Raw genomic sequence first — 21,378 nt, 5'->3', positions numbered from 1 at the left:
CCAGTGTTACAAAATTTTATGTGACAACGACTCGGGGTGCCCTTCCTTGTGAAGGCTGAGAAATACCCGTACCACCTGATCTGGATAATGCCAGCGTAGGGAAGTCTGACACTGCTCGTGTCCCTTCTTCGCGCGGGCAGGAGCTGAACCATGCAGCCTGACCTGCACAGCCGCACGCTCGCGGCTCATACCCTTCACCAATTTAGAACACTTTCCCCGCTCACACATTGTATGACCAATGAGGTCGTACAGAGTTTTACTGCCAATACATTACTGGCTTTAGGTGCGTCGCCTGCAATGGTGATTGAACCGGAAGAAGCGAGCCAGTTTGCAGCTATCGCCAGTGCGTTACTGATTAATGTAGGTACTCTCACTCAACGTCGCGCCACAGCAATGCGTGCTGCAGCCGAGCGGGCGCATCTTGCTAAAACCCCCTGGACTCTCGATCCCGTTGCCGTGGGTGTTCTGGACTATCGTCGTTATTTTTGTCTGGATTTACTGACGCTTCGGCCTGCCGCAATTCGCGGTAATGCCTCGGAAATACTTGCCCTCGCGGGGATGAACAGCGGTGGGCGAGGGGTGGATACCACCGATACGGCAGTCGCAGCACTTCCGGCGGCACAGGCGCTGGCGCGCCAGGCTGGAACTATTGTTGTGGTCACCGGGGAAGTGGATTACGTCACCGATGGCCAGCGCACCGTCAGCGTGAGCGGAGGTGATCCGCTGATGACGCGTGTGGTTGGTACTGGATGTGCTCTGTCGGCGGTGGTAGCAGCCAGTTGCGCACTGCATGGTGATCGGCTTGATAACGTGGCTTCCGCCTGTAGCTGGATGAAGCAGGCTGGAAAAATAGCCTCTGAACAAGCAATCGGACCGGGAAGTTTTATCCCGGCATTTCTCGATGCCCTCTATAACCTGGAAATGCAGGAGCAAGCATGAAACGCATTAACGCATTAACGATAGCCGGAACCGACCCTAGCGGCGGCGCAGGTATTCAGGCTGACTTGAAGACCTTCTCAGCGCTCGGGGCATATGGTTGCTCTGTAATTACGGCGTTAGTGGCGCAAAATACGCGCGGGGTGCAGTCGGTTTATCGGATCGAACCTGATTTTGTCGCCGCGCAACTGGACTCCGTATTCAATGATGTGCGTATCGATACCACCAAAATCGGCATGCTGGCTGAAACGGACATTGTTGAGGCGGTCGCTGAACGCCTGCGCCGTCATCAGGTGCAGAACGTGGTGCTGGACACGGTCATGCTGGCGAAAAGCGGCGATCCATTACTTTCGTCTTCTGCGGTTGAAACACTACGTACCCGTTTGTTGCCGCAGGTGTCGATTATCACGCCGAATTTGCCTGAAGCTGCGGCGTTACTTGGGGCATCGCACGCACGAACGGAACAGGAAATGCTCGAACAAGGGCGTGCACTTCGTGCGTTAGGCTGTGATGCAGTATTAATGAAAGGTGGTCATCTGGATGACGAACAAAGCCCGGACTGGCTTTTTACCCGCGATGGTGAACAGCGTTTTACCGCCCCAAGGGTGATGACCAAAAATACCCACGGTACTGGTTGTACGCTATCGGCGGCGCTGGCGGCACTGCGTCCGCGTCATTCCAGTTGGGCCGACACGGTACAGGAGGCTAAGTTGTGGCTCTCTGCAGCACTGGCTCAGGCGGATACGCTTGAGGTGGGGGAGGGGATTGGTCCGGTGCATCATTTCCATGCGTGGTGGTAACACAGATTATCTTTCAATATTGCTCCCGGTCGATTTCACATTCGCCACCACGATGCATCTTGAATGATTTTTTGTATATACTGACTGCAGTACTGGCAGCCAGGAAAAAGATAAATGGAACAAGCGCATACCCAGCTTATCGCGCAACTGAATGAACGTATTTCAGCGGCAGATAACACGCCGCTGTATATGAAATTCGCTCAAACGGTTAAGGACGCTGTGCGCAGCGGGATCCTGGAACATGGCAATATTCTGCCTGGTGAACGCGATCTCAGCCAGTTGACTGGTGTTTCACGAATTACGGTGCGCAAAGCGATGCAGGCGCTGGAAGAAGAAGGTGTGGTAACCCGCGCCCGTGGTTACGGGACGCAGATTAATAATATCTTCGAGTATTCGCTAAAAGAAGCACGCGGTTTTTCGCAGCAGGTGGTTTTACGCGGTAAAAAGCCGGATACGCTGTGGGTTAACAAACGTGTGGTGGCATGCCCGGAAGAGGTGGCGCAGCAACTGGCAATTGCCGTCGGAAGTGAAGTTTTCCTGCTCAAACGTATTCGCTACGTGGATGAAGATGCCGTTTCAATTGAAGAATCGTGGGTTCCCGCGCATCTTATTCATGATGTGGATTCCATCGGTGTTTCTCTTTATGACTATTTCCGCAGCCAGCATATTTTCCCGCAGCGTACGCGCTCACGCGTCAGCGCGCGGATGCCAGATGCGGAATTTCAGTCGCATATTCAGATGGACAGCAGAGTGCCGGTACTGGTGATCAAGCAGGTAGCGCTCGACCAGCAGCAACGGCCCATTGAGTACAGTATTAGCTATTGTCGAAGCGATCTATACGTCTTTGTGTGCGAGGAGTAACGCGTCACGTGAGGGGGCACAATCGCCGCCGCGATGACCGACCACCCACGATCCCACTGCGTTGCCAAGGAGTACGGCATCGGCCAGCGACCAGCCCGAGGCCAGTCCAGCCAGCATTCCTCCTGCGTGGCTGTCACCCGCGCCAATAGTATCCACGACCGTCGTGGGGAATGCGGCAACGCAACCGGACGTTTGCTCGCTGAAATACCATGCACCCTCTTTATCGTGGCGGACCACAACCGGTGTGGTAAATTTTTTCACCCATTCGGCGCCGAAACCTTCAACATCGGGGCTTAACCTGAACCGCCCGGCGGCGATTTCTGCCTCCTGGCGATTCAGTGACACCAGCGGATGACAAGCCATAATTCGTGCCATCAGGGCATCAGAAATATCGCTGATCCGTGGACCAAAATCGATAAACGGCGTCACCTCTTCCAGACCCTCCAGCCATTGCACAAGCAGCTCGCCGCACGGTGAGGCCAGCTGGTAGCCTGACAGGTAAACCAGGCTCTGGCGCGGAATGTTCAATTGTGCCAGCCAGTCAGCATTCCACTGATTTTCTACGCCGCTGAAGGACATAAAGGTGCGTTCACCATCCGGCTCCACCAGTGCCAGACACCAGCCATTATCGCCTTCAGCATTATCGATCAGACTGTGTAATCCCTCTTTTGCCATCCGGTTGCGGATAATATCGGCCCACACGCCCTGGCCTAGCGGTAGAGCATTACTGGTGTTGATACCTAAACGCTTGAGCGCTACAGCAATATTCAGCGCACAGCCGCCAACGTTAACGCCCTGTTGTTTCAGCTCAATGTCACAACCGCGCCAGGGAAGGGCATACGCATCGGCAATCACATCAATTACCGCCGCGCCCACCACCGTTACCGGCTGCTGAGTGTGTAATTGCGGAAGAAGATCTCGCAGACGCGTGATGCTCATAATACCTCCCGTTGTTCGCGCAGGCGCGTCAATTCCGTGGCGTAGCGTGTAAAGTCCAGTTGATTAACGGTATCCAGCTCCAGTTTCAACATCGAATCAATAGCGTCAGGGCCGTGCAACGCGCCGCAAATAGCTGTCGCCATTGCGCCGATAGTGTCCGTATCGCCGCCGAGGTTAGCGCACAGAATGGCGCAGCGGTTGGGGTCGGTCCCCGCCAGTTCAACCATGGCGATTGCGCAGGGGACGGATTCAATGGTACTGGTACCGGCTCCAACGACCTGATACAACTGCTCGCTGGCCGATTCTGCACCGTCTGCGTTGCGGACGATTTTAAGCGCCAGCTCCAGACGTGCGCAGAGCGATGCACTAAAGGTAGTGATCCGTTTTTGTTGTGCATGCAGGGCAATGGCTGGGAGAGCCTCGACAATATCCGCCCATTTCGCTCCGTCGATCGCACGCGAAACCGCCCATGCGATCACCACTGCACCGGCCACCGCCAGGTCTGATTTATGCGTCGGGCTGGATGCCAGCGCCACATCATCGATAAAAGCATCGAGATCGCGTGTTGGCAGCAGACAACCCAGCGGAGAAACGCGCATCGCTGCGCCGTTGGTTACGCCGTTATTTTCAAGATCGGCGACCGGCTTACCATCGCGAATAGCGTTTAGCGCAATCTTAGACGTGGGGCCGAGTACGTTTTTATTGAAGGCATCAAAGCGTTCGGCCCAGGCCAGAATATTGCGTCCAATCACGTCTGGTACGATTTCCCCGTTGCATTCAAGCAGGGCGTCAGCCAGGCACAATGCCATTGATGTGTCATCAGTGAATTCTGCCTGGTTAAAATAACAGGCAGCGTTATTTTCCGCAGGGCCAGGCAAAAAGCGGTCGATCCACCCAAAGTGTGCTTTAACACGGCTTCTTGGCCATAGTTCCGACGGCATACCCATCGCATCCCCTAACGCCTGCCCATAAAGAGCACCGAGAATACGTTCTGCTTTCATTTTACTTCCCCTTGTGTCAACGCAGTATCGCGATCGTCCACCTTAATTGCGGTGATTTCTTTGTCTGATTCGCGAAAGAAAATCATAAACAGTACGGCAATGACGGCGATCATAATCGCGCCAAATCCCCACATACCTGCCCAGTTGAAAGTGAGACCATTTACCGGTTCTTTATAGGCAAACATTTTTTCCATCATCACCCCGCCCAGACGGTACCCAAGCAGGCTGCCGAATCCCTGACAACAGAGAGTGATCAACCCCTGGGCGGCAGTCCGCATGTGTACTGGCGCTTTTTTATCGACATAGATATAGGCCGTCACGTAGTAGAAGTCGTAACTGACCCCGTGCAGCAGAATGCCGAGAAACAGCAGTGCGTAAGTGAAATATTCTTCCGCGCCGCCGTAAACGAAAAATCCGTAACGGATCGCCGCGGTAATAAGACCAAGCAGTAATACCTTTTTGATGCCAAAGCGTTTCGTGAAGAACGGCAGCGCCAGCATAAAGAAGATTTCAGAGAACTGGCCCAGCGTCATCCAGCCGGTAGCGTTTTTCATCCCGACTTCCGTGAGGTAGCCGTTGGCGAAGATGTAATAAAACGCGAGTGGCATAGCAAACAGGAACGAACAGAAGAAAAAGACGAGGAAGTTTTTATCACGCAGCAGGATTAATGCGTCCAGCCCCAGCATGACTTTGAAATCCATTTTGCCGGTACTTTTCGGTGGTGTATCCGGTAAGAAGAAGGCAAAAACACCGAGTAAAGCAGAGCTTCCGGCGGTGATGAGCAGTGGAATATTGGTTGGTGAGATATCGTTGTAGCCGAGCATTTGCGGTAAGAATCCGCATGCTAAACCGGAAGCAATCCAGCCAATTGTCCCCATAACACGGATGCGTGGGAAATCGCGTTCGACGTCCGGTACGTTGGCAAAAGCGATGCTATTAGTGAGCGCAATGGTCGGCATATAGGTTAACGAGTACGCCAGTAATAACGGGAAGAATCCGCTAAATGTCGTTTGCTGCGCCGCAAAGTACATCAGAATTGCCCCGACGAACATCAGCACGGCCAGCACTTTTTGCGCGGAGAAAAAGCGGTCAGTTAACGAGCCAACAAAAATTGGTGAGAGAATGGCAGCAATCGCTGTACAGGCATAGGACCAGCCAATTTCACCGGCGGTAAATCCGCTTTTACTCAGCCATAGCCAGAGAGGCACAAACCAGGCGCCCCAGATAAACCACTCTACAAACATCATGAACGACAGCTTAACTGTAGTTTTCATCTTTAAATCCTTCATGACAGGTAAGGTACGCCTCGATAGTACCACTTGATAATACCTTTAAAATACCTTTGTGGCTTAAATTTGACCGCTGTAACATTTTTTCTGCCTGAATCGAGCCAGCGGAAACCGCTGAAAAGTGCGCTAAAGATGGAAAAAATGCGCAGTCAGTACCAGACTTATTGCTGCCCGCAACAAGGCGGGTCAGGACAATCCATATTCCGGTATCTGGCCGGAACTTACGGGAGCATAGCTATGACTGATATTGCGCAGTTGCTTGGCAAAGACGCCGACAACCTTTTACAGCATCGTTGTATGACCATTCCTTCTGATCAACTTTACCTGCCTGGACATGACTACGTCGACCGAGTGATGGTGGATAATAACCGTCCGCCTGCCGTGCTGCGTAATATGCAGACGCTGTACAACACAGGCCGACTCGCCGGGACGGGATATCTGTCTATTTTGCCGGTGGACCAGGGTGTGGAGCATTCCGCCGGGGCATCGTTTGCTGCTAATCCGTTGTACTTTGATCCAAAGAATATCGTTGAGCTGGCTATCGAAGCGGGCTGTAACTGCGTGGCATCGACCTATGGTGTACTGGCTTCCGTTTCTCGCCGCTACGCGCACCGTATCCCATTCCTTGTGAAAATTAACCACAATGAAACGCTCAGTTACCCTAATACTTTTGATCAGACGCTGTATGCCAGCGTGGAGCAGGCGTTCAACATGGGGGCGGTAGCGGTTGGAGCGACCATCTATTTTGGTTCAGAGGAGTCACGTCGCCAGATTGAAGAGATTTCTGCGGCATTTGAGCGTGCTCATGAACTGGGGATGGTGACGGTTCTGTGGGCCTATCTGCGTAATTCGGCATTTAAAAAAGACGGCGTGGATTACCATGTTTCCGCCGATCTAACCGGGCAGGCTAACCACCTGGCTGCCACTATCGGTGCAGATATCGTTAAGCAGAAAATGGCAGAAAACAATGGCGGGTATAAAGCGGTTAATTTCGGCTACACCGACGATCGCGTCTATAGCAAATTGACGACTGACAACCCTATCGATCTGGTGCGCTATCAGCTAGCGAACTGCTACATGGGCCGGGCTGGATTAATTAACTCAGGCGGGGCCGCCGGGGGCGAAACCGATCTCAGCGATGCGGTGCGCACAGCGGTGATTAATAAACGTGCCGGTGGGATGGGATTAATTCTTGGTCGTAAAGCCTTCAAGAAAACTATGGCAGACGGCGTTAAGCTGATTAACGCCGTGCAGGATGTTTATCTGGATAGCAAAGTCACAATTGCCTGAATCATTGCGGATTGCTTTGTACTAACGTAACAGCGGGCAATCTGGTGGTAACCGGCAACGCAACGCTGCGGGCAGGATTTCAATATGAAACTCCTGTCCGCTGAGCGGTTCACCATCGAGATTAAAGGTGATTTCATGTGGCGCACGGATGTCAAACCATGCCGATGCTCCATCAATGATGTTAGGGTTGTCATCGGATTGCGTTAACGTCGAAAGCAGTGCCGGAAGCAGTTCTTCTCCGGTAAATATCCGCAACTGTAGCAAACCGTCATTAATCAGTGCTGTTGGGCAAAGCTGCTGTCCGCCACCAGCCTGGCGCCCGTTGCCGATGCCAATCACCAGCGCGTCGCCCTGCCAGTGAAAGCCCTCACCGCGAATTTCGCAACTGTCGGGTTTGAGGGTATCCATTCGCATTAGTCCATGGATAAAGTACGACACGCCTCCCAGTGCGGCTTTGAGTTTTTCCGGTGTCTCGGTGGTGATCCGGGTTCCAAAACCCCCCGTCGCCATATTGATAAAATAGGTTTTATCGTTCACCTGTACCATATCGATCTCTACCGTATTCCCGGCGATAGCAAGCTTTAACGCTTTATCCAGCGCCTCCGGGATGCCTGCGCTGGTGGCGAAGTCATTCGCTGTTCCCAACGGCAGAATACCCAGTGCGATAGCGTGGCTATCCTCCGACTGAATTAACGCGGTGGAGACTTCATTGATGGTGCCGTCACCCCCGCCGGCAATCACCGTTGCGACACCCAGTTGACGGGCTTCATCAACGTAGCGCCGGGCATCACCTTTTTCCCAGGTAACGCGAACATGAATTTCCACGCCTTCATCGCGAAGCAGGGCGACTGCATCACGTAGAGGGAGATTATCAGCACTTTTTCCATTCAGGATCAGTAAGCTGGCAGGGAACGCTATCATCCTTTCACCTCACTTTTATCGTTTTAACAAGTGTATGCCAGGAATCGGGATATGACCCAGGAACAGACTGAAAGCGGAAGCGTAAAGAGAAAAAAAGCCGCGATTGCGGCTTTTCTGACAAGGGGAGATTATTGCGGGAACCACTGGTCGCTGATTTTTTGATAAGTACCGTCAGCTTTGATGGCGGCCAGCGCATTATTCAATTTTTCCAGCAGGGCTTTGTTATCCGGGCGAACTGCGATACCAAGGCCGGTTCCGAAATATTCAGGGTCAGTTACTTTTGCCGTTGCCGTACCTAACTGAGGGTTGGTTTTCAGCCACTCATTAACCACCGCGGTGTCACCAAATACGCCATCAATACGTCCATTTTTCAGGTCGATGATCGCATTCTGGTAGCTGTCATAGGCTACAGTTTTTACTTCAGGATGTTTGTCCTGCAGGTATTTCTGGTGTGTGGTGCCGTTTTCCATTCCGATACGTTTGCCTTTTAGATCGGCAAAAGTTTTATAGGTATCTTTTTTCGCAATCACCAGCGCAGAGTTTGCATAGTATGGCTGAGTAAAGGAGACCTGCTTACTACGCTCTGGGGTGATATCCATACCGGAAATCACCGCATCATATTTTTTGAATTTTAGCGCGGGGATCAGACTGTCAAAAGCATGATTGGTAAAAGTACAGTCAGCCTGCATTTGTTTGCACAATGCTGTTGCCAGGTCGATGTCAAAACCGACAATTTTATTGCTCGCATCCAGCGATTCAAATGGCGGGTAGGTCGCTGATACACCGAAATTAATTTTATCAGCAGCTGAGGCGCCGGAGGCGAAAGTAGCAAGTAATGCGGCCAGTACTAACTTTTTCATGGTGGAACTCCCGTCTGTCAATCTTATGATTATTTACCGTGTCTGCGGCATGGATTTACAATGCCATTTAATGAATTTGTATGCAATAAAAATGATTAAATATTTTTTGCAAGACAAAAAAAGACGGACAGTTGAGAGACTTGTCCGTCTTGATGTTATTGTCTTATGCAGTTTATACGGTCTGGATTATATAGTTAATTTCTGTGTTCAAACGCCAGTGCCTTGCGCTCGATTAAGCGCATCATTAACGTCAACAGCCCGTTTACGATCAGGTAAATGACGCCTGCTGCACCGAAGACCATCACGTCATAAGTGCGACCGTACAACAACTGGCTGTAGCCCATGACTTCCATCAACGTAATGGTGTAGGCCAGCGAGGTGCTTTTGAACACCAACACCACTTCGTTTGAATAAGAGGATAGGGCGCGTTTAAAGGCGTAAGGTAGCAGTATTGCCAGCGTATCCTTTTTGCTCATCCCCAGCGCACCACATGATTGCCACTGGCCCTCCGGTATCGCACGGATAGCGCCGTAGAACAGTTGCGTGGTATAGGCCGCGCTGTTTAATGACAACGCAATCAGGGCGCACAACCACGGTTCTGACAGCAGATGCCAGAGTACCGGGTATTCCTGCAACGCGGGAAATTGTCCTGGCCCGTAGTAGATGAGGAAGATTTGCACCAGCAGCGGCGTACCGGTAAACAGCGTGATATAGGCGCGAACCAGCCAGACCAGCACGGGGGTTTTCAGCGTCAGGATGACGGTGAAAATTAGCGCCAGAACCAGAGCCACAACGATGGATGCGACCGTGAGTGTCAGGCTGGTATGCAGCCCTTTCATCAATTCAGGTAAATACTCAAGCATCAGCCCGGTCTCCGCTCAAAACGTGTTGCGCGCAGGTCAATGCGTTTGAGAATGTACTGACTCACCAGCGTAATCACCAGGTAAATAGCGGCTGCAACGATGTACCAGGTAAATGGCTCCTGAGTACGGGTAGCAATGCTTTTGGTTTGCAGCATCAGATCATTCACGCTAATCAGGCTAACTAATGCGGTATCTTTCAGGAGTACCAGCCACTGGTTACCCAGGCCTGGCAGAGCATGGCGCCACATTTGCGGCATCACCAGACGAAAGAAGATGGCGGTCTTAGACAACCCCAGCGCCTGACCCGACTCCCATTGTCCGAGCGGAACGGCCTTCAGCGCACCGCGCAGCGTTTGCGAGGCATAGGCCGCGTACAGCAATGACAATGCAATGACGCCGCACAGGAACGGGCTGACGTCGAAGTTTTCGATCTGCATCTGAACGGGGATCTGTACGAGCCCAAGATTGATCGTAAAGCCATCGGCCAGCGTCAGCAGAAGTTGAGAGGAACCAAAATAGATAAACAGAACGACCAGAATTTCTGGTAGCCCACGCAGGATAGTGACCAGAGCTGAGCCCGTCCAGGCCACCGGACGCCATTTTACAGACTCCCAGACGGCAAAAAGCATGGCGAGCGCAAGGCCGATGATCAGCGCACAAACCGCAAGGCCGACGGTCATCCCGGCGGCGCTTGCTAAAGGAAAAAATTCATTCATCAAGTATTACTTCTGGAACCATTTGTTGTAGATGGTCTCGTAAGTCCCATCTTTCTTCACTTTTTCCAGCGCAGCGTTAAATTTCTGCTGCAGCTCGGTATTACCCTGGCGCACAGCAATGCCCAGGCCGGTGCCGAAGTAATCTTTATCCGTGACTTTATCGCCGACTGCGGCCAGTTTCGGATTGTCTTTCAGCCATTCAGTCACGACTGCAGTATCACCAAAGACGCCATCAATACGACCGTTTTGCAGATCAAGTTTGGCATTCTGGTAGCTGTCATACGGAACGGTGGTCACTTCCGGATGTTTATCCATGATGAATTTCTGGTGCGTGGTGCCGTTTTGCACGCCGACTTTTTTGCCTTTCAGCTGGTCAATACTGGTAAATTTACCTTGCTGACCAACAAACAACGCAGAGTTGTCGTAATAAGGAGTAGTGAACAGTACCTGTTTTTCACGCTCCGGAGTGATGTCCATGCCGGCCATTACCGCGTCAAAACGACGGAATTTCAGGCTTGGGATCAGGCTGTCGAACGCCTGGTTAGTGAACGTACAGGTAGCGTCAATCTCTTTACACAGCGCATTCGCCAGATCAACGTCAAAGCCCACGATCTTATTATTAGCATCGATGGATTCAAACGGAGGATAAGACGCTTCTGTAGCAAAACGAATAGTTTGGGCTGCGGTAGCGGAAAGGCTAAAACCTGCGATTAGCGCGGCAATCAGAACTTTTTTCATTGTCATTGTCCCGAATCTTAGTGAGAGAGATAGTTTTTAAACGCTTCGGTTTGCGGGTTGGCAAAGCAGCTCGCATCCCCAAACTCTACGATATGACCGTTTTCCATATACACCACACGACTGGCAGTTTTACGTGCAACTTCCACTTCATGGGTGACGATCACCTGAGTAATGTTGGTTTCAGCCAGCTCACGGATGATGCTGACGATTTGTGCCGTAATTTCCGGATCAAGCGCCGCGGTAGGCTCATCAAACAGCAGTACCTGCGGCTCCATCATCAACGCACGAGCAATGGCCACACGCTGTTGCTGACCGCCGGAAAGATGCAGTGGGTAACGATCGCTGTAAGGCTTGAGGCGCAGACGTTCCAGCAGTTTCTCGGCACGTGCCAGCGCTTTTTCTTTCGTCAGACCGAGTACGCGGCAGGGCGCTTCAATCAGGTTTTGCTGCACTGTGAGATGCGGCCAAAGATTGTATTGCTGGAAAACCATACCCACGTTCTGACGCAGCTCACGAATGGCTTTATCGGAAGGGGTTTTCGTGAAGTCGAAACGGTTGCCCGCAATAGAGAGCGTGCCCGAGCGCGGCATCTCAAGCAGATTGAGTACGCGCAGTAGCGAGCTTTTCCCGGCTCCACTTGGGCCAAGTAACACCAGTGTTTCACCCTGAGGGCAATCCAGCGTGATATCGAACAGCGCCTGATGGGCGCCGTAGAAGCAGTTAATGCCGTTTAATTGAATACTCATTGACACTCGTATACTGGCAGTCTGATAGCTATTGAAGCCGCAGATACTACCTTTGACAGAATAGTTATGCAATATTTATGCGTTAAAAGTTAAATGCAAACCGCATTCTTATCTAAACATAGCACAAAATAGCGGGGTCACCAGTGGGCAAGAATAATTGTCGGCATTCTATGCAGAATGCCAGACAATTTATGGGGGTTATGATTTAAGCTGTTGAATGGTGGTAATTAGCGATTTTCGATGGACTGGCGCAGCGTCCCGGCTGGCGCGTGTACGCTGCCTCCGAGATAGCGTACATCGTCCACAACCCAGCACTGGCCTTCACGGATCATCAGCACTTCATCACGCCAGGTCTGATTCCCTTGTTTAAGCTCTACGCGCAGTGGAATGTTGCGTGCATCACTATTCGGAATGGTCGATGCACTGGCAACGCTGGCGCTATCCGGTAATGTGGTGCGGCTGGAGAAAAGATCGCTGTTAAACAGTTCACGGTGCGTGTTGTCGCGGCTGGCATCGGTCAGCAGTTTCGCCAGATTGTCGCTCAGGTACGGACGAAGGGCGGTCATATCATTGTTACGATGCTGAATGCGGTAATCGTAGAATTGCTGTGCCACGCTGTCCGGCCCACCTTCCACACATGCGCCGCTACGCGGACCATTGTCTTTATAGGCCGGAGTCACCGTCGTACAGGCGCTGAGAAGTAGTGCACATGGAACCAGCAGAGAGAGTTTTGAGTAGCGCATAATGATTTCCTTATATACTCGTTATATTTCAAGTTGCTGATGCGTTGGCTATACTCGCTCATCCCGGTCACTGCGTAGCAGCGTGACCGGCGCTCGAACGATTCAGAGTATGAGCGTTCTACAACAGCGATAATGAATCATATCTTTTCAATGATAGCATAATTGATTAAGGCATTGTTTTTGCTCGCTCCCTGGGGAGCCACGTTCAAAGTGGGGGGAGTCCGTAATATGTCCTTGCACGATTACACGCTTCATTCACACCACCATTTTCACCAGTCATGGCAAACTCTCTACATGTAGTAGGCCTGTTTTCATAAATAGTACAGTGGGCAGATTGTCCTGGCGTTCCACAAAGGGCAACGCAGCGGGGGCGGGGTTGGTTAGTGCCTGTCATACAGCGCAGGAAAGGGGATACCTGTTCGGTTAATTGGGCTGGCACTACACCATCAGCATCATCACCTTCAGACCAATAGAAAGAAACACGAAAAAATGCACAACACGCGCCACATGTCATGCATGGGTTCAGATTGCTCATTACTTCACCTGTTACAACATTACATATCAATTAAATCGACATATAAATTATGTCAGCCTTTGGTACCCGGGCAAGTGTACGTTACTGATATTGCATCCAGTTGGGTATTTGTAAATAGGGGGGCAGGATAATTTTTCATCCATGCTATTTTGCGCAGATGTTTACTTTAAGCTGATATTCTTATTTTTGGCCCATTTTCTTAATCTTCCATTAGCATTGGCATAAGGTGAAGATGTATTAAAGGAGATCATCCTTCCCATTGTCCATTTTGTGTACCATGGTTTTCCATACAAAATGTCATTAGAGCGCTCATCAATAAGCTTCACAATTTCATTTTTTACGGACTGAAGCTCGGTTACTAATGAGCTATAGCTCAACTCACTGTAATCTGAGTAGAATTTCTGCGCTAAAAGACCAAGCTGATTCCATTTATAGCCCGTCTCAGGAAAGTCGACGGGCATCCCTTTCGCGTCAGAAGTGATCCACTTTACAACCAGGGCGTTCCATCCGAGCAGGTATGAAACCAGGTCATGAACGCTCATTTCTGTCCCTTTGGCATGTCCCTCCATCGAGCTATCTGCAGTTAACTCGGGAGGGATTGCGCTAAGGTAACTCATTAATTTACTGAAATTTTTATCAATAGCGAAAAGTAGTTCAGATTTGGTTTGCGGCACACTCATAAAGAATTCCCTCTCGCTTCAGAAGAGTTACCATAAAGACTACGGTGTAGTGTTTGAAAAACAGTCAATTATGTATCACTTACAACAGCAGGGAAAGGCCCTTGGGTAGATAAGCTCATTTGCTTTTTCTTCATAAGATATCAATACAAAAAACAGGGAAACTATTGGGAGGAAAATTGTTTATTGAGGCAGCATCGAGCTCAAAAAAATCAAATATATTAATTTGAAATTTATATAATTTGCTGAAAGGTAATCGACTTCTGGACGTGCTTTTTGTCGTTTTGAAAAATATACAATCACATCATTTTCAATGATAGTGTATAGGTTTGAGAATACTTTTGAGATCGCACGCTTAGCGCATTAAGGAGATTAACCATGCAGTTTTCGACTACCCCTACGCTTGAAGGGCAGAGCATCGTGGAATACTGCGGTGTGGTAACTGGTGAAGCTATTCTGGGCGCAAATATCTTCCGTGATTTCTTTGCGGGCATTCGTGATATTGTCGGGGGCCGCTCCGGCGCGTATGAAAAAGAGTTGCGAAAAGCGCGTGAAATTGCCTTTCAGGAGCTGGGGGAACAGGCGAAAGCGCTGGGTGCGGACGCGGTCGTCGGTATCGATATTGACTACGAAACTGTAGGTAAAGACGGCAGCATGTTGATGGTGAGCGTCAGCGGTACTGCGGTGAAAACTCGCCGATGAAACGTTTGTTATGTCTGCTGATGTTTACCCTGCTATTGGCAGGGTGTGCCGGTGAGAAAGGTATTGTTGATAAAGACGGGTATCAACTGGATACCCGCCGTCAGGCTCAGGCGGCGTATCCGCGGATAAAAGTGCTGGTTATCCACTATACGGCAGACGATTTTGACTCTTCTCTGGCGACACTGACGGATAAAAACGTCAGTTCGCACTATCTGATCCCGGCGATACCGCCGCTGTACCACGGAAAGCCGCGTATCTGGCAACTGGTTCCGGAGAAAGATCTGGCATGGCATGCGGGGATTAGTTTCTGGCGTGGCGCCACACGTATTAACGATACGTCGATTGGTATTGAACTGGAAAACCGTGGCTGGCAGAAATCGGCAGGCATAAAGTATTTTGCCCCGTTTGAGCCCGCGCAGATTCAGGCATTGATCCCTCTGGCGAAGGAAATCATTGCTCGCTACGACATCAAACCACAGAACGTGGTGGCACATGCGGATGTTGCGCCGCAGCGCAAAGACGATCCTGGTCCCCTGTTTCCGTGGCGTGAACTGGCGGCACAGGGGATTGGCGCATGGCCGGATGCGCAGCGCGTGATGTTTTATCTCGGCGGACGCGCACCTCATGAGTTAGTTGAAACGGCATCGTTACTCGATCTGTTGTCGCGTTATGGCTATGAGGTAAAACCGGAAATGACGTCACGCGAGCAGCAGCGGTTGATTATGGCGTTTCAGATGCACTTCCGCCCGGCGTTGTGGAACGGCGTGGCGGATGCTGAAACTCAGGCGATTGCCGAAGCGCTACTGGAGAAATACGGGCAGGATTAACGCGGTAGCTTACCGTGGTCGCGCAGCCAGGCCGCGGTACGCTCAATTCCTTCATCCAGCGTCACAACGGGCTGATAGCCTAACTCTTCCTGGGCGCGAGTGGTATCCAGCGTAAAGTCAAAATTCAGCTTTGAAACGCCGTAGTGAGTGAGCTTAGGTTCTTTAGCCGATTTGTTACCAAGACGCTCCATGCTGCGGGCAATCATGTCCAGCATCGGATAGGGCACTGAGCGAATACGGCAATCAATATTGAGCTCGTCGATAAGTTTTTGCACGATACTACGCAGGGTACGATGCTCACCATTGGTAATGTTATACGCACGACCCGACGGCAGGTTATCGCAGGTTTCCTGACTTACCAGCCACATTGCGTGAACCGCATTTTCATAATAGGTCATATCCACCAGCGCACTGCCACCGTGTGGCAAAAGGATGCTGCCGTAGTGATGCATCATGTGTGCCAGGCGGGGGATAAAAACTTTATCGTGAGGGCCGAACAGGCTTTGCGGACGAAGCACTGTAAAGCGGGTCTGCGGGTTGGCCTGGGCCAACAGCGCAATAACGTCTTCACCAGCCGCTTTACTACGGGCGAATTCGTTGGCGAAACGGTGTGGACGGAAGTCCTCTTTAATATCGCGATGGTGGTGATAATCAAAATAGAGCGACGGGGAGGAGATATGAATAAAGTTACGCACGCCCCAGGCGACGGCCCATTCGCCCAGACGACGGGTCGCACGGACGTTGGCCAGATCGAACGCTTCTTGTGTTCCCCACGGCGAGGTAAAACTGGAGCAGTGCCACAGCGTGTCGATGCCTGCGAGCATCACTTTTGCCTGCGAAGAGACCAGTTCGGTCAAATCTGCATGCACAAATTCTGCGCCCATTTTCTCCAGCAGCTTACCCATCGCTTCGTTGCGACCGGTGGCTCTGACGCTGATGCCTTTGTTGCGTAAAAACTCAACCGCGTTTCGGCCTAAGCCGCTGGTGGCTCCGGTAACCAGTACCTTCATATCAATCCGCTGTGTTTAATAGAACTTCACGCGCATTCTTCCGTGAAATACGACTGTATGCAATGGGAAACGTGAAAGAATACAGCCTCTTTTTGTCTTTAGTCTGTGATTTGTTCTGCAAGTTTGGCGATACGCTTCGCCATCCCCCTGAAAATGAACAGGTGAGCCGGGATCATCAGCAACCAATAGAAGAGGCCTGGCATACCATGTGGATGCCACCAGGCGCGAACGTCTATACGGCGGTGATCGCCTTTATCTTCCAGCGTAAAGCTCAGGCGGCCAAGTCCTGGAGCTTTCATTCCAAACAGCAGGGTGAGCTGTTTTTCCGGCTCTACAATAATGACTTTCCAGCTATCAACGGTATCGCCGACCTGTAAAATCGGGTGTTCGGGTCGACCTTTCGCCAGCTTATGGCCTACCAGCAGGTCCAGTGCTGCACGCGTTTTCCACAATATATTGCCAAAGAAATAACCTTCCTTACCGCCGAGCCGGTTTACTACCTGCCACAGCGCTTTCCGGCTGGCAGACGTTTCGACGCTAAAACCGGCCTGTTTGGCAAAATAGCCGTATTCAGGGCGCCAGCGTGCGAATGCCTGGGCGTCGTAACCCCAGTCGCTGGAGTTGACCAGCTTCTCTTCTTCTTTGAGCGTACTGCGTACCGCATCGTCAAACGCAATCAATTGTTGCGGAATAAGCAACCGTAGCGCGGTGTCATCGGCCAGAAGATCGTGTTTCAGCCCTTGTATCAGCGCTTTTGCGGTGTTCGGCGGAACTGAGGTAATCACATTTAAAAACCAGACCGAGATCCAACGGGTAGGAAAGGGGATGGGAATAAGCAGGCGATGCTTGCCGCTGACTGCCATAAAATGCTCGAATTGCTCTTGGTAACTTAATACCTGTGGCCCTGCGGCTTCGAGCACACGATGTTCGCTTGTTGGGTGATCCAGCAATGCCACCAGGTAATGCAGCAGGTTTTCCAGTGCAATTGGTGTGGTGCGTGAGCGTACCCAACGGGGGGGAGTCAGCACCGGCAGGTTGTAGACCATGTCGCGCATCACCTCAAAGGCTGCTGAGCCAGCCCCCACGATTATGCCAGCCCGTAGCTCAGTTACCGGCACACCGGATTCTCGCAGTGTGTCCGCCGTTATCTGGCGTGCGCGCAAGTGATCGGACTGTTCATGTTTGGGAGCCTGTAATGAACTCAGGAAAATAAGCTGTTTGACCGGGGTGTTACGCAACGCATCACGGACATTCAGCGCGACCTGACGTTCATGAGCGATAAAATCGCCACCTTCGCCCATGCCATGAACCAGATAATAGACAGTATCGACCCCAGCCAGAAGAGGCGTCAGGTTATCCGGCCAGTTTAAATCGACTTTATGGCAACTGACGTTAGCCAGCTGCTGTTTTTCCAGTCGCTCAATGCGACGTGCCGCAGCCAGCACCTGATGCCCTTGCTGGCTGAGCGCCTGAACCAGATGCTGACCAATGTAACCACTGGCGCCAAGTACCAAAATCCGTTGCGGCACGCCTGTCTCCTTAGCGGTTTAAGAATGTGCGCCAGTGAGCGGCGACTTCAGCAAGTTGCTCACGCGAGACGTCCAGATGCATTACCAGACGTACAATTGGCGAGGCGTTAATCAGAACGTCTTTCGATTTCATATACTCGCCCAGCGCGGCAGCATGCTCTTCACCGACACGGACAAACAGCATATTGGTGTCGTGACGCATCACGTCAGCGCCAGCTTCTCGTAGTTGCTCTGCCATCCAGGCCGCGTTGTCATGATCGTCCTGCAAACGCGCAACGTTATTTTTAAGCGCGTACAGGCCGGCAGCCGCCAGAATACCAGCCTGACGCATCCCGCCGCCGGTCATTTTACGCCAGCGAATGGCGCGTTTGATGTAGTCCTGGCTACCGACTAACAGTGAGCCGACCGGCGTTCCCAGACCCTTGGAGAGGCAAATGGTGAACGAGTCGCAATACTGGGTGATCTCTTTCAGCTCACATCCGTAGGCAACGACAGCGTTAAAAATACGTGCGCCGTCAACGTGTAGCGCAAGATTTCGTTCGCGGGTGAAGTCCCAGGCATCCTTTAAATACTCGCGCGGCAGCACTTTACCGTTGTGGGTATTTTCCAGACTGAGCAGGCGTGTGCGGGCAAAATGGATATCGTCTGCTTTGATTTTGGCAGCAACTTTATCCAATGGAAGAGAGCCGTCTGGTGCTGCGTCGATAGGCTGCGGCTGAATACTGCCCAGCACTGCGGCACCACCGGCTTCGTATAAATAGTTATGCGCCCCCTGGCCTGCAATGTACTCTTCACCGCGTTGGCAGTGACTGAGTAGCGCAACCAGATTTGCCTGAGTGCCGGTAGGTAAGAAAATTGCCGCTTCTTTGCCTGAAAGCTCAGCGGCATATTGTTGAAGTGCATTGACGGTAGGGTCGTCCCCGTACACGTCGTCCCCGACCGGGGCGGTCATCATTGCTTCGAGCATGGCACGGCTCGGCCGGGTAACGGTATCACTGCGTAAATCGATCACGGGCATTCCTTGTAGTGTGAGGTAATGCCCTCTGTTTTACCTGAGCCAGTTGGTTTTCGCCAGTTCGATCACTTCATCACCGCGTCCGCTGATGATCGCGCGCAACATATACAGGCTAAAACCTTTAGCCTGTTCGAGCTTGATTTGTGGTGGAATTGCCAGTTCTTCTTTCGCTACAACCACGTCAACCAGCACCGGGCCATCAATCGACATTGCCCTTTGTAGTGCCTCATCTACGTCTGATGATTTTTCCACGCGAATGCCGGTGATCCCACATGCTTCGGCAATGCGCGCGAAGTTGGTATCGTGCAGTTCAGTACCGTCAGTCAGGTAGCCGCCGGCCTTCATCTCCATCGCCACAAATCCCAGCACGCTATTGTTAAAAACGATAATCTTCACTGGCAGTTTCATCTGCACGACTGAAAGAAAATCTCCCATCAGCATGCTGAACCCACCGTCGCCGCACATTGCGACTACCTGGCGTCCTGGTTCTGTCGCCTGAGCGCCTAACGCCTGTGGCATAGCATTCGCCATTGATCCGTGATTAAACGAACCAAGCAGACGGCGCTTACCGTTCATTTTCAGATAGCGAGCTGCCCATACGGTAGGCGTGCCGACATCGCAGGTAAAGATGGCGTCGTCGGCGGCGAAATGACTGATCTGTTGCGCCAGATACTGCGGATGTATGGCTTTATCGCTGGGTTTGGCTAAATCATCCAGGCCTTTGCGTGCATCACGATAGTGTTCCAGTGCTTTATCCAAAAACTGCCGGTCGGTTTTTTCTTCCACCAGCGGTAGCAGGGCGCTAAGTGTGGATTTAATATCACCCACCAGCGCCATATCGACTTTACTGTGCGCGCCAATGCTCGCCGGATTGATATCAATCTGAATAATTTTGGCGTCGGTTGGGTAGAAGGGACGATAGGGGAACTGGGTGCCGAGTAAGATCAGCGTGTCGGCATTCATCATGGTATGAAAACCTGATGAAAAGCCAATTAGCCCGGTCATGCCGACATCGTACGGATTGTCATATTCAATGTGCTCTTTCCCGCGCAGGGCATGAACAATCGGTGCTTTGATTTTCGCAGCAAACTCGACCAGTTCTTTATGCGCACTAGCGCAACCACTGCCGCACATCAACGCGATATTGCTGGAATAGCGTAGCAGTTGCGCCAGCTTTTTAATCTCTTCTTCTGCTGGGGTCACCACCGGTAACGGCGCGTGGTACCAGTGTGTACTGGCGCTTTCAGGGGCCGGTTTTAATGCCACGTCACCTGGTAGAACGACCACGGAAACGCCGCGATTTAACACCGCTTTACGCATGGCAATTGCCAGTACCTGCGGGATCTGTTCAGGGCTGGAAACCAGCTCGCAATAGTGGCTACATTCACGGAACAACTCTTGCGGGTGGGTCTCCTGAAAATAACCACTGCCGATTTCACTGGAGGGAATATGCGCGGCAATCGCCAGCACCGGGACGTGGTTACGGTGGCAATCAAACAGGCCGTTAATCAGGTGCAGGTTTCCCGGCCCACATGAACCGGCACACACCGCCAGTTCACCAGTCAGTTGTGCTTCTGCACCTGCGGCAAAGGCCGCAACCTCTTCATGCCGGGTTGGCATCCAGTCAATCGTTCCCATGCGATTCAGACTATCACTCAGGCCATTCAGTGAGTCCCCTGTTACGCCCCAAATGCGTTTTACCCCAGCTTGTTCAAGGGTTTTAGCAATAAACGCAGCAACCGTTTGTTTCATGGTTTTCCATCTCCTTTAATGTGATACCGGTTACAAGTTTAGATGAAGATAATAGTTATGCTTCTCATTCCCCCTGATTTTCGGCAGCTTTCTTTTCAGATAGATAAAGCGTAGTTTGAGAGCAGACATGGTAAAACAAGGAATAAATTCAAATGTTTATGAGCCTATTAAATGCAGTGAATCGGATGCTGACTCATGAGGACTTTGGCAAATTTTTGTTACGCCTTGCCGTTGGGGGACTGATGCTGTTTCACGGCTTGCATAAGCTTTTTGCGGGTATTGATGGTATCAGCGGCATGTTGATCGCTAGGGGATTCCCGGGTTTCATCGCTTACGGTGTTTTGTTGGGGGAGGTGGTTGCTCCTTGCCTGATTATTCTCGGTATCCTGACGCGTCCGGCGGCGTTAGGGCTGGCGTTTACGATGGTTGTAGCATGGCTGATGGTCGGGATGGGGGAGACCTGGTCGCTGGACAAAACCGGCGCATGGGCGATTGAAAGCCTGGTGTATTTTTTTATTGGTGCGCTGGCAGTGGCATTTTTAGGTGCGGGGAGATATGCGTTGGGTGGCAACTCGGCCTGGCGGTAAAAAATAGTCGGATGACAACATAAACAGCTTGTCCGTCCTAC

Annotated in this window: 23 protein-coding genes and 1 riboswitch; of the genes, 7 read left to right on the top strand and 16 right to left on the bottom strand. The window is 51.5% G+C overall.

Annotation, left to right across the window (positions count from 1 at the left end; all coding sequences use genetic code 11):
- The first annotated feature begins 22 nt into the window (after positions 1 to 22).
- Positions 23 to 119: riboswitch (TPP riboswitch) on the top strand.
- 31 nt (positions 120 to 150) lie between these two features.
- From thiM to OGX98_RS15980, 3 genes are all read left to right on the top strand, one after another.
- On the top strand, positions 151 to 939 hold the full coding sequence (thiM, locus tag OGX98_RS15990; RefSeq protein WP_286492452.1) for a hydroxyethylthiazole kinase: 789 nt from the start codon (positions 151 to 153) through the stop codon (positions 937 to 939).
- Positions 936 to 1,736: a bifunctional hydroxymethylpyrimidine kinase/phosphomethylpyrimidine kinase gene (gene thiD, locus OGX98_RS15985; RefSeq protein ID WP_225761158.1), complete on the top strand. Its 801-nt coding sequence runs from the start codon at positions 936 to 938 to the stop codon at positions 1,734 to 1,736. The genes thiM and thiD overlap by 4 nt, the downstream gene beginning before the upstream one ends.
- A 114-nt stretch (positions 1,737 to 1,850) precedes the next feature.
- Positions 1,851 to 2,597 (top strand): GntR family transcriptional regulator, encoded by a 747-nt coding sequence (locus OGX98_RS15980; protein ID WP_045444852.1) that lies wholly within the window; start codon positions 1,851 to 1,853, stop codon positions 2,595 to 2,597.
- Here OGX98_RS15980 and OGX98_RS15975 read toward each other — a convergent pair.
- The 3 genes from OGX98_RS15975 to OGX98_RS15965 are packed head-to-tail and all read right to left on the bottom strand — an operon-like array spanning position 2,571 to position 5,811.
- Positions 2,571 to 3,536, bottom strand: coding sequence for a PfkB family carbohydrate kinase (locus OGX98_RS15975; protein WP_286595554.1), 966 nt, complete (start codon positions 3,534 to 3,536; stop codon positions 2,571 to 2,573). The genes OGX98_RS15980 and OGX98_RS15975 overlap by 27 nt on opposite strands.
- Positions 3,533 to 4,537: an ADP-ribosylglycohydrolase family protein gene (locus tag OGX98_RS15970; protein ID WP_286595553.1), complete on the bottom strand. Its 1,005-nt coding sequence runs from the start codon at positions 4,535 to 4,537 to the stop codon at positions 3,533 to 3,535. Before OGX98_RS15970 ends, OGX98_RS15975 begins: the two co-directional genes overlap by 4 nt.
- Positions 4,534 to 5,811, bottom strand: a complete 1,278-nt coding sequence (locus tag OGX98_RS15965; protein WP_045444843.1) for a nucleoside permease — start codon at positions 5,809 to 5,811, stop codon at positions 4,534 to 4,536. Before OGX98_RS15965 ends, OGX98_RS15970 begins: the two co-directional genes overlap by 4 nt.
- Positions 5,812 to 6,063: 252 nt before the next feature.
- On the opposite strand from OGX98_RS15965, the gene fbaB reads away from it, so the two are divergent.
- Positions 6,064 to 7,116, top strand: a complete 1,053-nt coding sequence (gene fbaB / locus OGX98_RS15960; RefSeq protein ID WP_045444840.1) for a class I fructose-bisphosphate aldolase — start codon at positions 6,064 to 6,066, stop codon at positions 7,114 to 7,116.
- A gap of 21 nt (positions 7,117 to 7,137) precedes the next feature.
- Here fbaB and yegS read toward each other — a convergent pair whose 3' ends face one another.
- The 9 genes from yegS to OGX98_RS15915 form a co-directional block, all read right to left on the bottom strand.
- Positions 7,138 to 8,037 (bottom strand): lipid kinase YegS, encoded by a 900-nt coding sequence (gene yegS, locus OGX98_RS15955; protein ID WP_200012742.1) that lies wholly within the window; start codon positions 8,035 to 8,037, stop codon positions 7,138 to 7,140.
- Positions 8,038 to 8,165: 128 nt separating this feature from the next.
- The gene (gene artJ, locus OGX98_RS15950) at positions 8,166 to 8,897 is read right to left on the bottom strand and encodes an arginine ABC transporter substrate-binding protein ArtJ (protein ID WP_286595552.1); all 732 of its coding nucleotides are present in this window, start codon (positions 8,895 to 8,897) and stop codon (positions 8,166 to 8,168) included.
- Between the two features lie 194 nt (positions 8,898 to 9,091).
- Positions 9,092 to 9,760 carry an arginine ABC transporter permease ArtM gene (artM, locus tag OGX98_RS15945; RefSeq protein WP_045444831.1) on the bottom strand — a complete coding sequence of 223 codons (669 nt, stop codon included), beginning with the start codon at positions 9,758 to 9,760 and terminating at the stop codon, positions 9,092 to 9,094.
- Positions 9,760 to 10,476: an arginine ABC transporter permease ArtQ gene (gene artQ / locus OGX98_RS15940; protein WP_286595551.1), complete on the bottom strand. Its 717-nt coding sequence runs from the start codon at positions 10,474 to 10,476 to the stop codon at positions 9,760 to 9,762. The genes artM and artQ overlap by 1 nt, the downstream gene beginning before the upstream one ends.
- Positions 10,477 to 10,482: 6 nt before the next feature.
- Positions 10,483 to 11,214, bottom strand: coding sequence for an arginine ABC transporter substrate-binding protein ArtI (artI, locus tag OGX98_RS15935; RefSeq protein WP_045449691.1), 732 nt, complete (start codon positions 11,212 to 11,214; stop codon positions 10,483 to 10,485).
- 17 nt (positions 11,215 to 11,231) lie between these two features.
- Positions 11,232 to 11,960: an arginine ABC transporter ATP-binding protein ArtP gene (artP, locus tag OGX98_RS15930; RefSeq protein WP_045444825.1), complete on the bottom strand. Its 729-nt coding sequence runs from the start codon at positions 11,958 to 11,960 to the stop codon at positions 11,232 to 11,234.
- Between the two features lie 227 nt (positions 11,961 to 12,187).
- On the bottom strand, positions 12,188 to 12,703 hold the full coding sequence (locus tag OGX98_RS15925) for a lipoprotein (RefSeq protein WP_045444822.1): 516 nt from the start codon (positions 12,701 to 12,703) through the stop codon (positions 12,188 to 12,190).
- A 205-nt stretch (positions 12,704 to 12,908) separates the two neighbouring features.
- Positions 12,909 to 13,238, bottom strand: coding sequence for a YkgJ family cysteine cluster protein (locus tag OGX98_RS15920; RefSeq protein ID WP_071828981.1), 330 nt, complete (start codon positions 13,236 to 13,238; stop codon positions 12,909 to 12,911).
- A 161-nt stretch (positions 13,239 to 13,399) separates the two neighbouring features.
- A complete protein-coding gene (locus tag OGX98_RS15915) occupies positions 13,400 to 13,918 on the bottom strand; it encodes a ClbS/DfsB family four-helix bundle protein (protein WP_286595549.1) in 519 nt (172 codons plus the stop codon).
- Positions 13,919 to 14,293: 375 nt separating this feature from the next.
- Between OGX98_RS15915 and OGX98_RS15910 the strand changes: the two genes are divergently transcribed.
- Positions 14,294 to 14,617, top strand: coding sequence for a heavy metal-binding domain-containing protein (locus tag OGX98_RS15910; RefSeq protein WP_001160725.1), 324 nt, complete (start codon positions 14,294 to 14,296; stop codon positions 14,615 to 14,617).
- Positions 14,614 to 15,444, top strand: coding sequence for an N-acetylmuramoyl-L-alanine amidase (locus tag OGX98_RS15905; protein WP_045444813.1), 831 nt, complete (start codon positions 14,614 to 14,616; stop codon positions 15,442 to 15,444). Before OGX98_RS15910 ends, OGX98_RS15905 begins: the two co-directional genes overlap by 4 nt.
- Here OGX98_RS15905 and OGX98_RS15900 read toward each other — a convergent pair.
- From OGX98_RS15900 to poxB, 4 genes are all read right to left on the bottom strand, one after another.
- Positions 15,441 to 16,454: a 3-beta-hydroxysteroid dehydrogenase gene (locus tag OGX98_RS15900; RefSeq protein ID WP_045444810.1), complete on the bottom strand. Its 1,014-nt coding sequence runs from the start codon at positions 16,452 to 16,454 to the stop codon at positions 15,441 to 15,443. The two genes, OGX98_RS15905 and OGX98_RS15900, sit on opposite strands and share 4 nt — an antisense overlap.
- Before the next feature lie 98 nt (positions 16,455 to 16,552).
- Entirely contained in the window at positions 16,553 to 17,983 is a 1,431-nt protein-coding gene (locus tag OGX98_RS15895) for an SDR family oxidoreductase (RefSeq protein WP_286595548.1), read from the bottom strand.
- 10 nt (positions 17,984 to 17,993) lie between these two features.
- Positions 17,994 to 18,995 (bottom strand): low-specificity L-threonine aldolase, encoded by a 1,002-nt coding sequence (ltaE, locus tag OGX98_RS15890; RefSeq protein ID WP_045444803.1) that lies wholly within the window; start codon positions 18,993 to 18,995, stop codon positions 17,994 to 17,996.
- A gap of 36 nt (positions 18,996 to 19,031) precedes the next feature.
- Positions 19,032 to 20,750, bottom strand: a complete 1,719-nt coding sequence (gene poxB, locus OGX98_RS15885) for a ubiquinone-dependent pyruvate dehydrogenase (RefSeq protein ID WP_286595547.1) — start codon at positions 20,748 to 20,750, stop codon at positions 19,032 to 19,034.
- Positions 20,751 to 20,902: 152 nt separating this feature from the next.
- On the opposite strand from poxB, the gene OGX98_RS15880 reads away from it, so the two are divergent.
- Positions 20,903 to 21,337 carry a DoxX family protein gene (locus tag OGX98_RS15880; RefSeq protein ID WP_286595546.1) on the top strand — a complete coding sequence of 145 codons (435 nt, stop codon included), beginning with the start codon at positions 20,903 to 20,905 and terminating at the stop codon, positions 21,335 to 21,337.
- Positions 21,338 to 21,378: the final 41 nt, after the last annotated feature.

This window comes from Citrobacter sp. Cm046 (genome assembly GCF_030333065.1).
Taxonomy (GTDB): domain Bacteria; phylum Pseudomonadota; class Gammaproteobacteria; order Enterobacterales; family Enterobacteriaceae; genus Citrobacter; species Citrobacter murliniae.
The sequence above is the reverse complement of the archived record's forward strand: the minus strand, read 5'-3'. Positions and strand labels throughout refer to the sequence as shown.

What these genes read in the sequence shown, in the direction of transcription:
- thiM (WP_286492452.1), top strand. Translation starts at nt 151, where the DNA reads ATGCAGCCTGACCTGCACAGCCGCACGCTCGCGGCTCATACCCTTCAC.
- thiD (WP_225761158.1), top strand. Translation starts at nt 936, where the DNA reads ATGAAACGCATTAACGCATTAACGATAGCCGGAACCGACCCTAGCGGC.
- OGX98_RS15980 (WP_045444852.1), top strand. Translation starts at nt 1,851, where the DNA reads ATGGAACAAGCGCATACCCAGCTTATCGCGCAACTGAATGAACGTATT.
- OGX98_RS15975 (WP_286595554.1), bottom strand. Translation starts at nt 3,536, where the DNA reads ATGAGCATCACGCGTCTGCGAGATCTTCTTCCGCAATTACACACTCAG.
- OGX98_RS15970 (WP_286595553.1), bottom strand. Translation starts at nt 4,537, where the DNA reads ATGAAAGCAGAACGTATTCTCGGTGCTCTTTATGGGCAGGCGTTAGGG.
- OGX98_RS15965 (WP_045444843.1), bottom strand. Translation starts at nt 5,811, where the DNA reads ATGAAAACTACAGTTAAGCTGTCGTTCATGATGTTTGTAGAGTGGTTT.
- fbaB (WP_045444840.1), top strand. Translation starts at nt 6,064, where the DNA reads ATGACTGATATTGCGCAGTTGCTTGGCAAAGACGCCGACAACCTTTTA.
- yegS (WP_200012742.1), bottom strand. Translation starts at nt 8,037, where the DNA reads ATGATAGCGTTCCCTGCCAGCTTACTGATCCTGAATGGAAAAAGTGCT.
- artJ (WP_286595552.1), bottom strand. Translation starts at nt 8,897, where the DNA reads ATGAAAAAGTTAGTACTGGCCGCATTACTTGCTACTTTCGCCTCCGGC.
- artM (WP_045444831.1), bottom strand. Translation starts at nt 9,760, where the DNA reads ATGCTTGAGTATTTACCTGAATTGATGAAAGGGCTGCATACCAGCCTG.
- artQ (WP_286595551.1), bottom strand. Translation starts at nt 10,476, where the DNA reads ATGAATGAATTTTTTCCTTTAGCAAGCGCCGCCGGGATGACCGTCGGC.
- artI (WP_045449691.1), bottom strand. Translation starts at nt 11,214, where the DNA reads ATGAAAAAAGTTCTGATTGCCGCGCTAATCGCAGGTTTTAGCCTTTCC.
- artP (WP_045444825.1), bottom strand. Translation starts at nt 11,960, where the DNA reads ATGAGTATTCAATTAAACGGCATTAACTGCTTCTACGGCGCCCATCAG.
- OGX98_RS15925 (WP_045444822.1), bottom strand. Translation starts at nt 12,703, where the DNA reads ATGCGCTACTCAAAACTCTCTCTGCTGGTTCCATGTGCACTACTTCTC.
- OGX98_RS15920 (WP_071828981.1), bottom strand. Translation starts at nt 13,238, where the DNA reads ATGAGCAATCTGAACCCATGCATGACATGTGGCGCGTGTTGTGCATTT.
- OGX98_RS15915 (WP_286595549.1), bottom strand. Translation starts at nt 13,918, where the DNA reads ATGAGTGTGCCGCAAACCAAATCTGAACTACTTTTCGCTATTGATAAA.
- OGX98_RS15910 (WP_001160725.1), top strand. Translation starts at nt 14,294, where the DNA reads ATGCAGTTTTCGACTACCCCTACGCTTGAAGGGCAGAGCATCGTGGAA.
- OGX98_RS15905 (WP_045444813.1), top strand. Translation starts at nt 14,614, where the DNA reads ATGAAACGTTTGTTATGTCTGCTGATGTTTACCCTGCTATTGGCAGGG.
- OGX98_RS15900 (WP_045444810.1), bottom strand. Translation starts at nt 16,454, where the DNA reads ATGAAGGTACTGGTTACCGGAGCCACCAGCGGCTTAGGCCGAAACGCG.
- poxB (WP_286595547.1), bottom strand. Translation starts at nt 20,750, where the DNA reads ATGAAACAAACGGTTGCTGCGTTTATTGCTAAAACCCTTGAACAAGCT.
- OGX98_RS15880 (WP_286595546.1), top strand. Translation starts at nt 20,903, where the DNA reads ATGTTTATGAGCCTATTAAATGCAGTGAATCGGATGCTGACTCATGAG.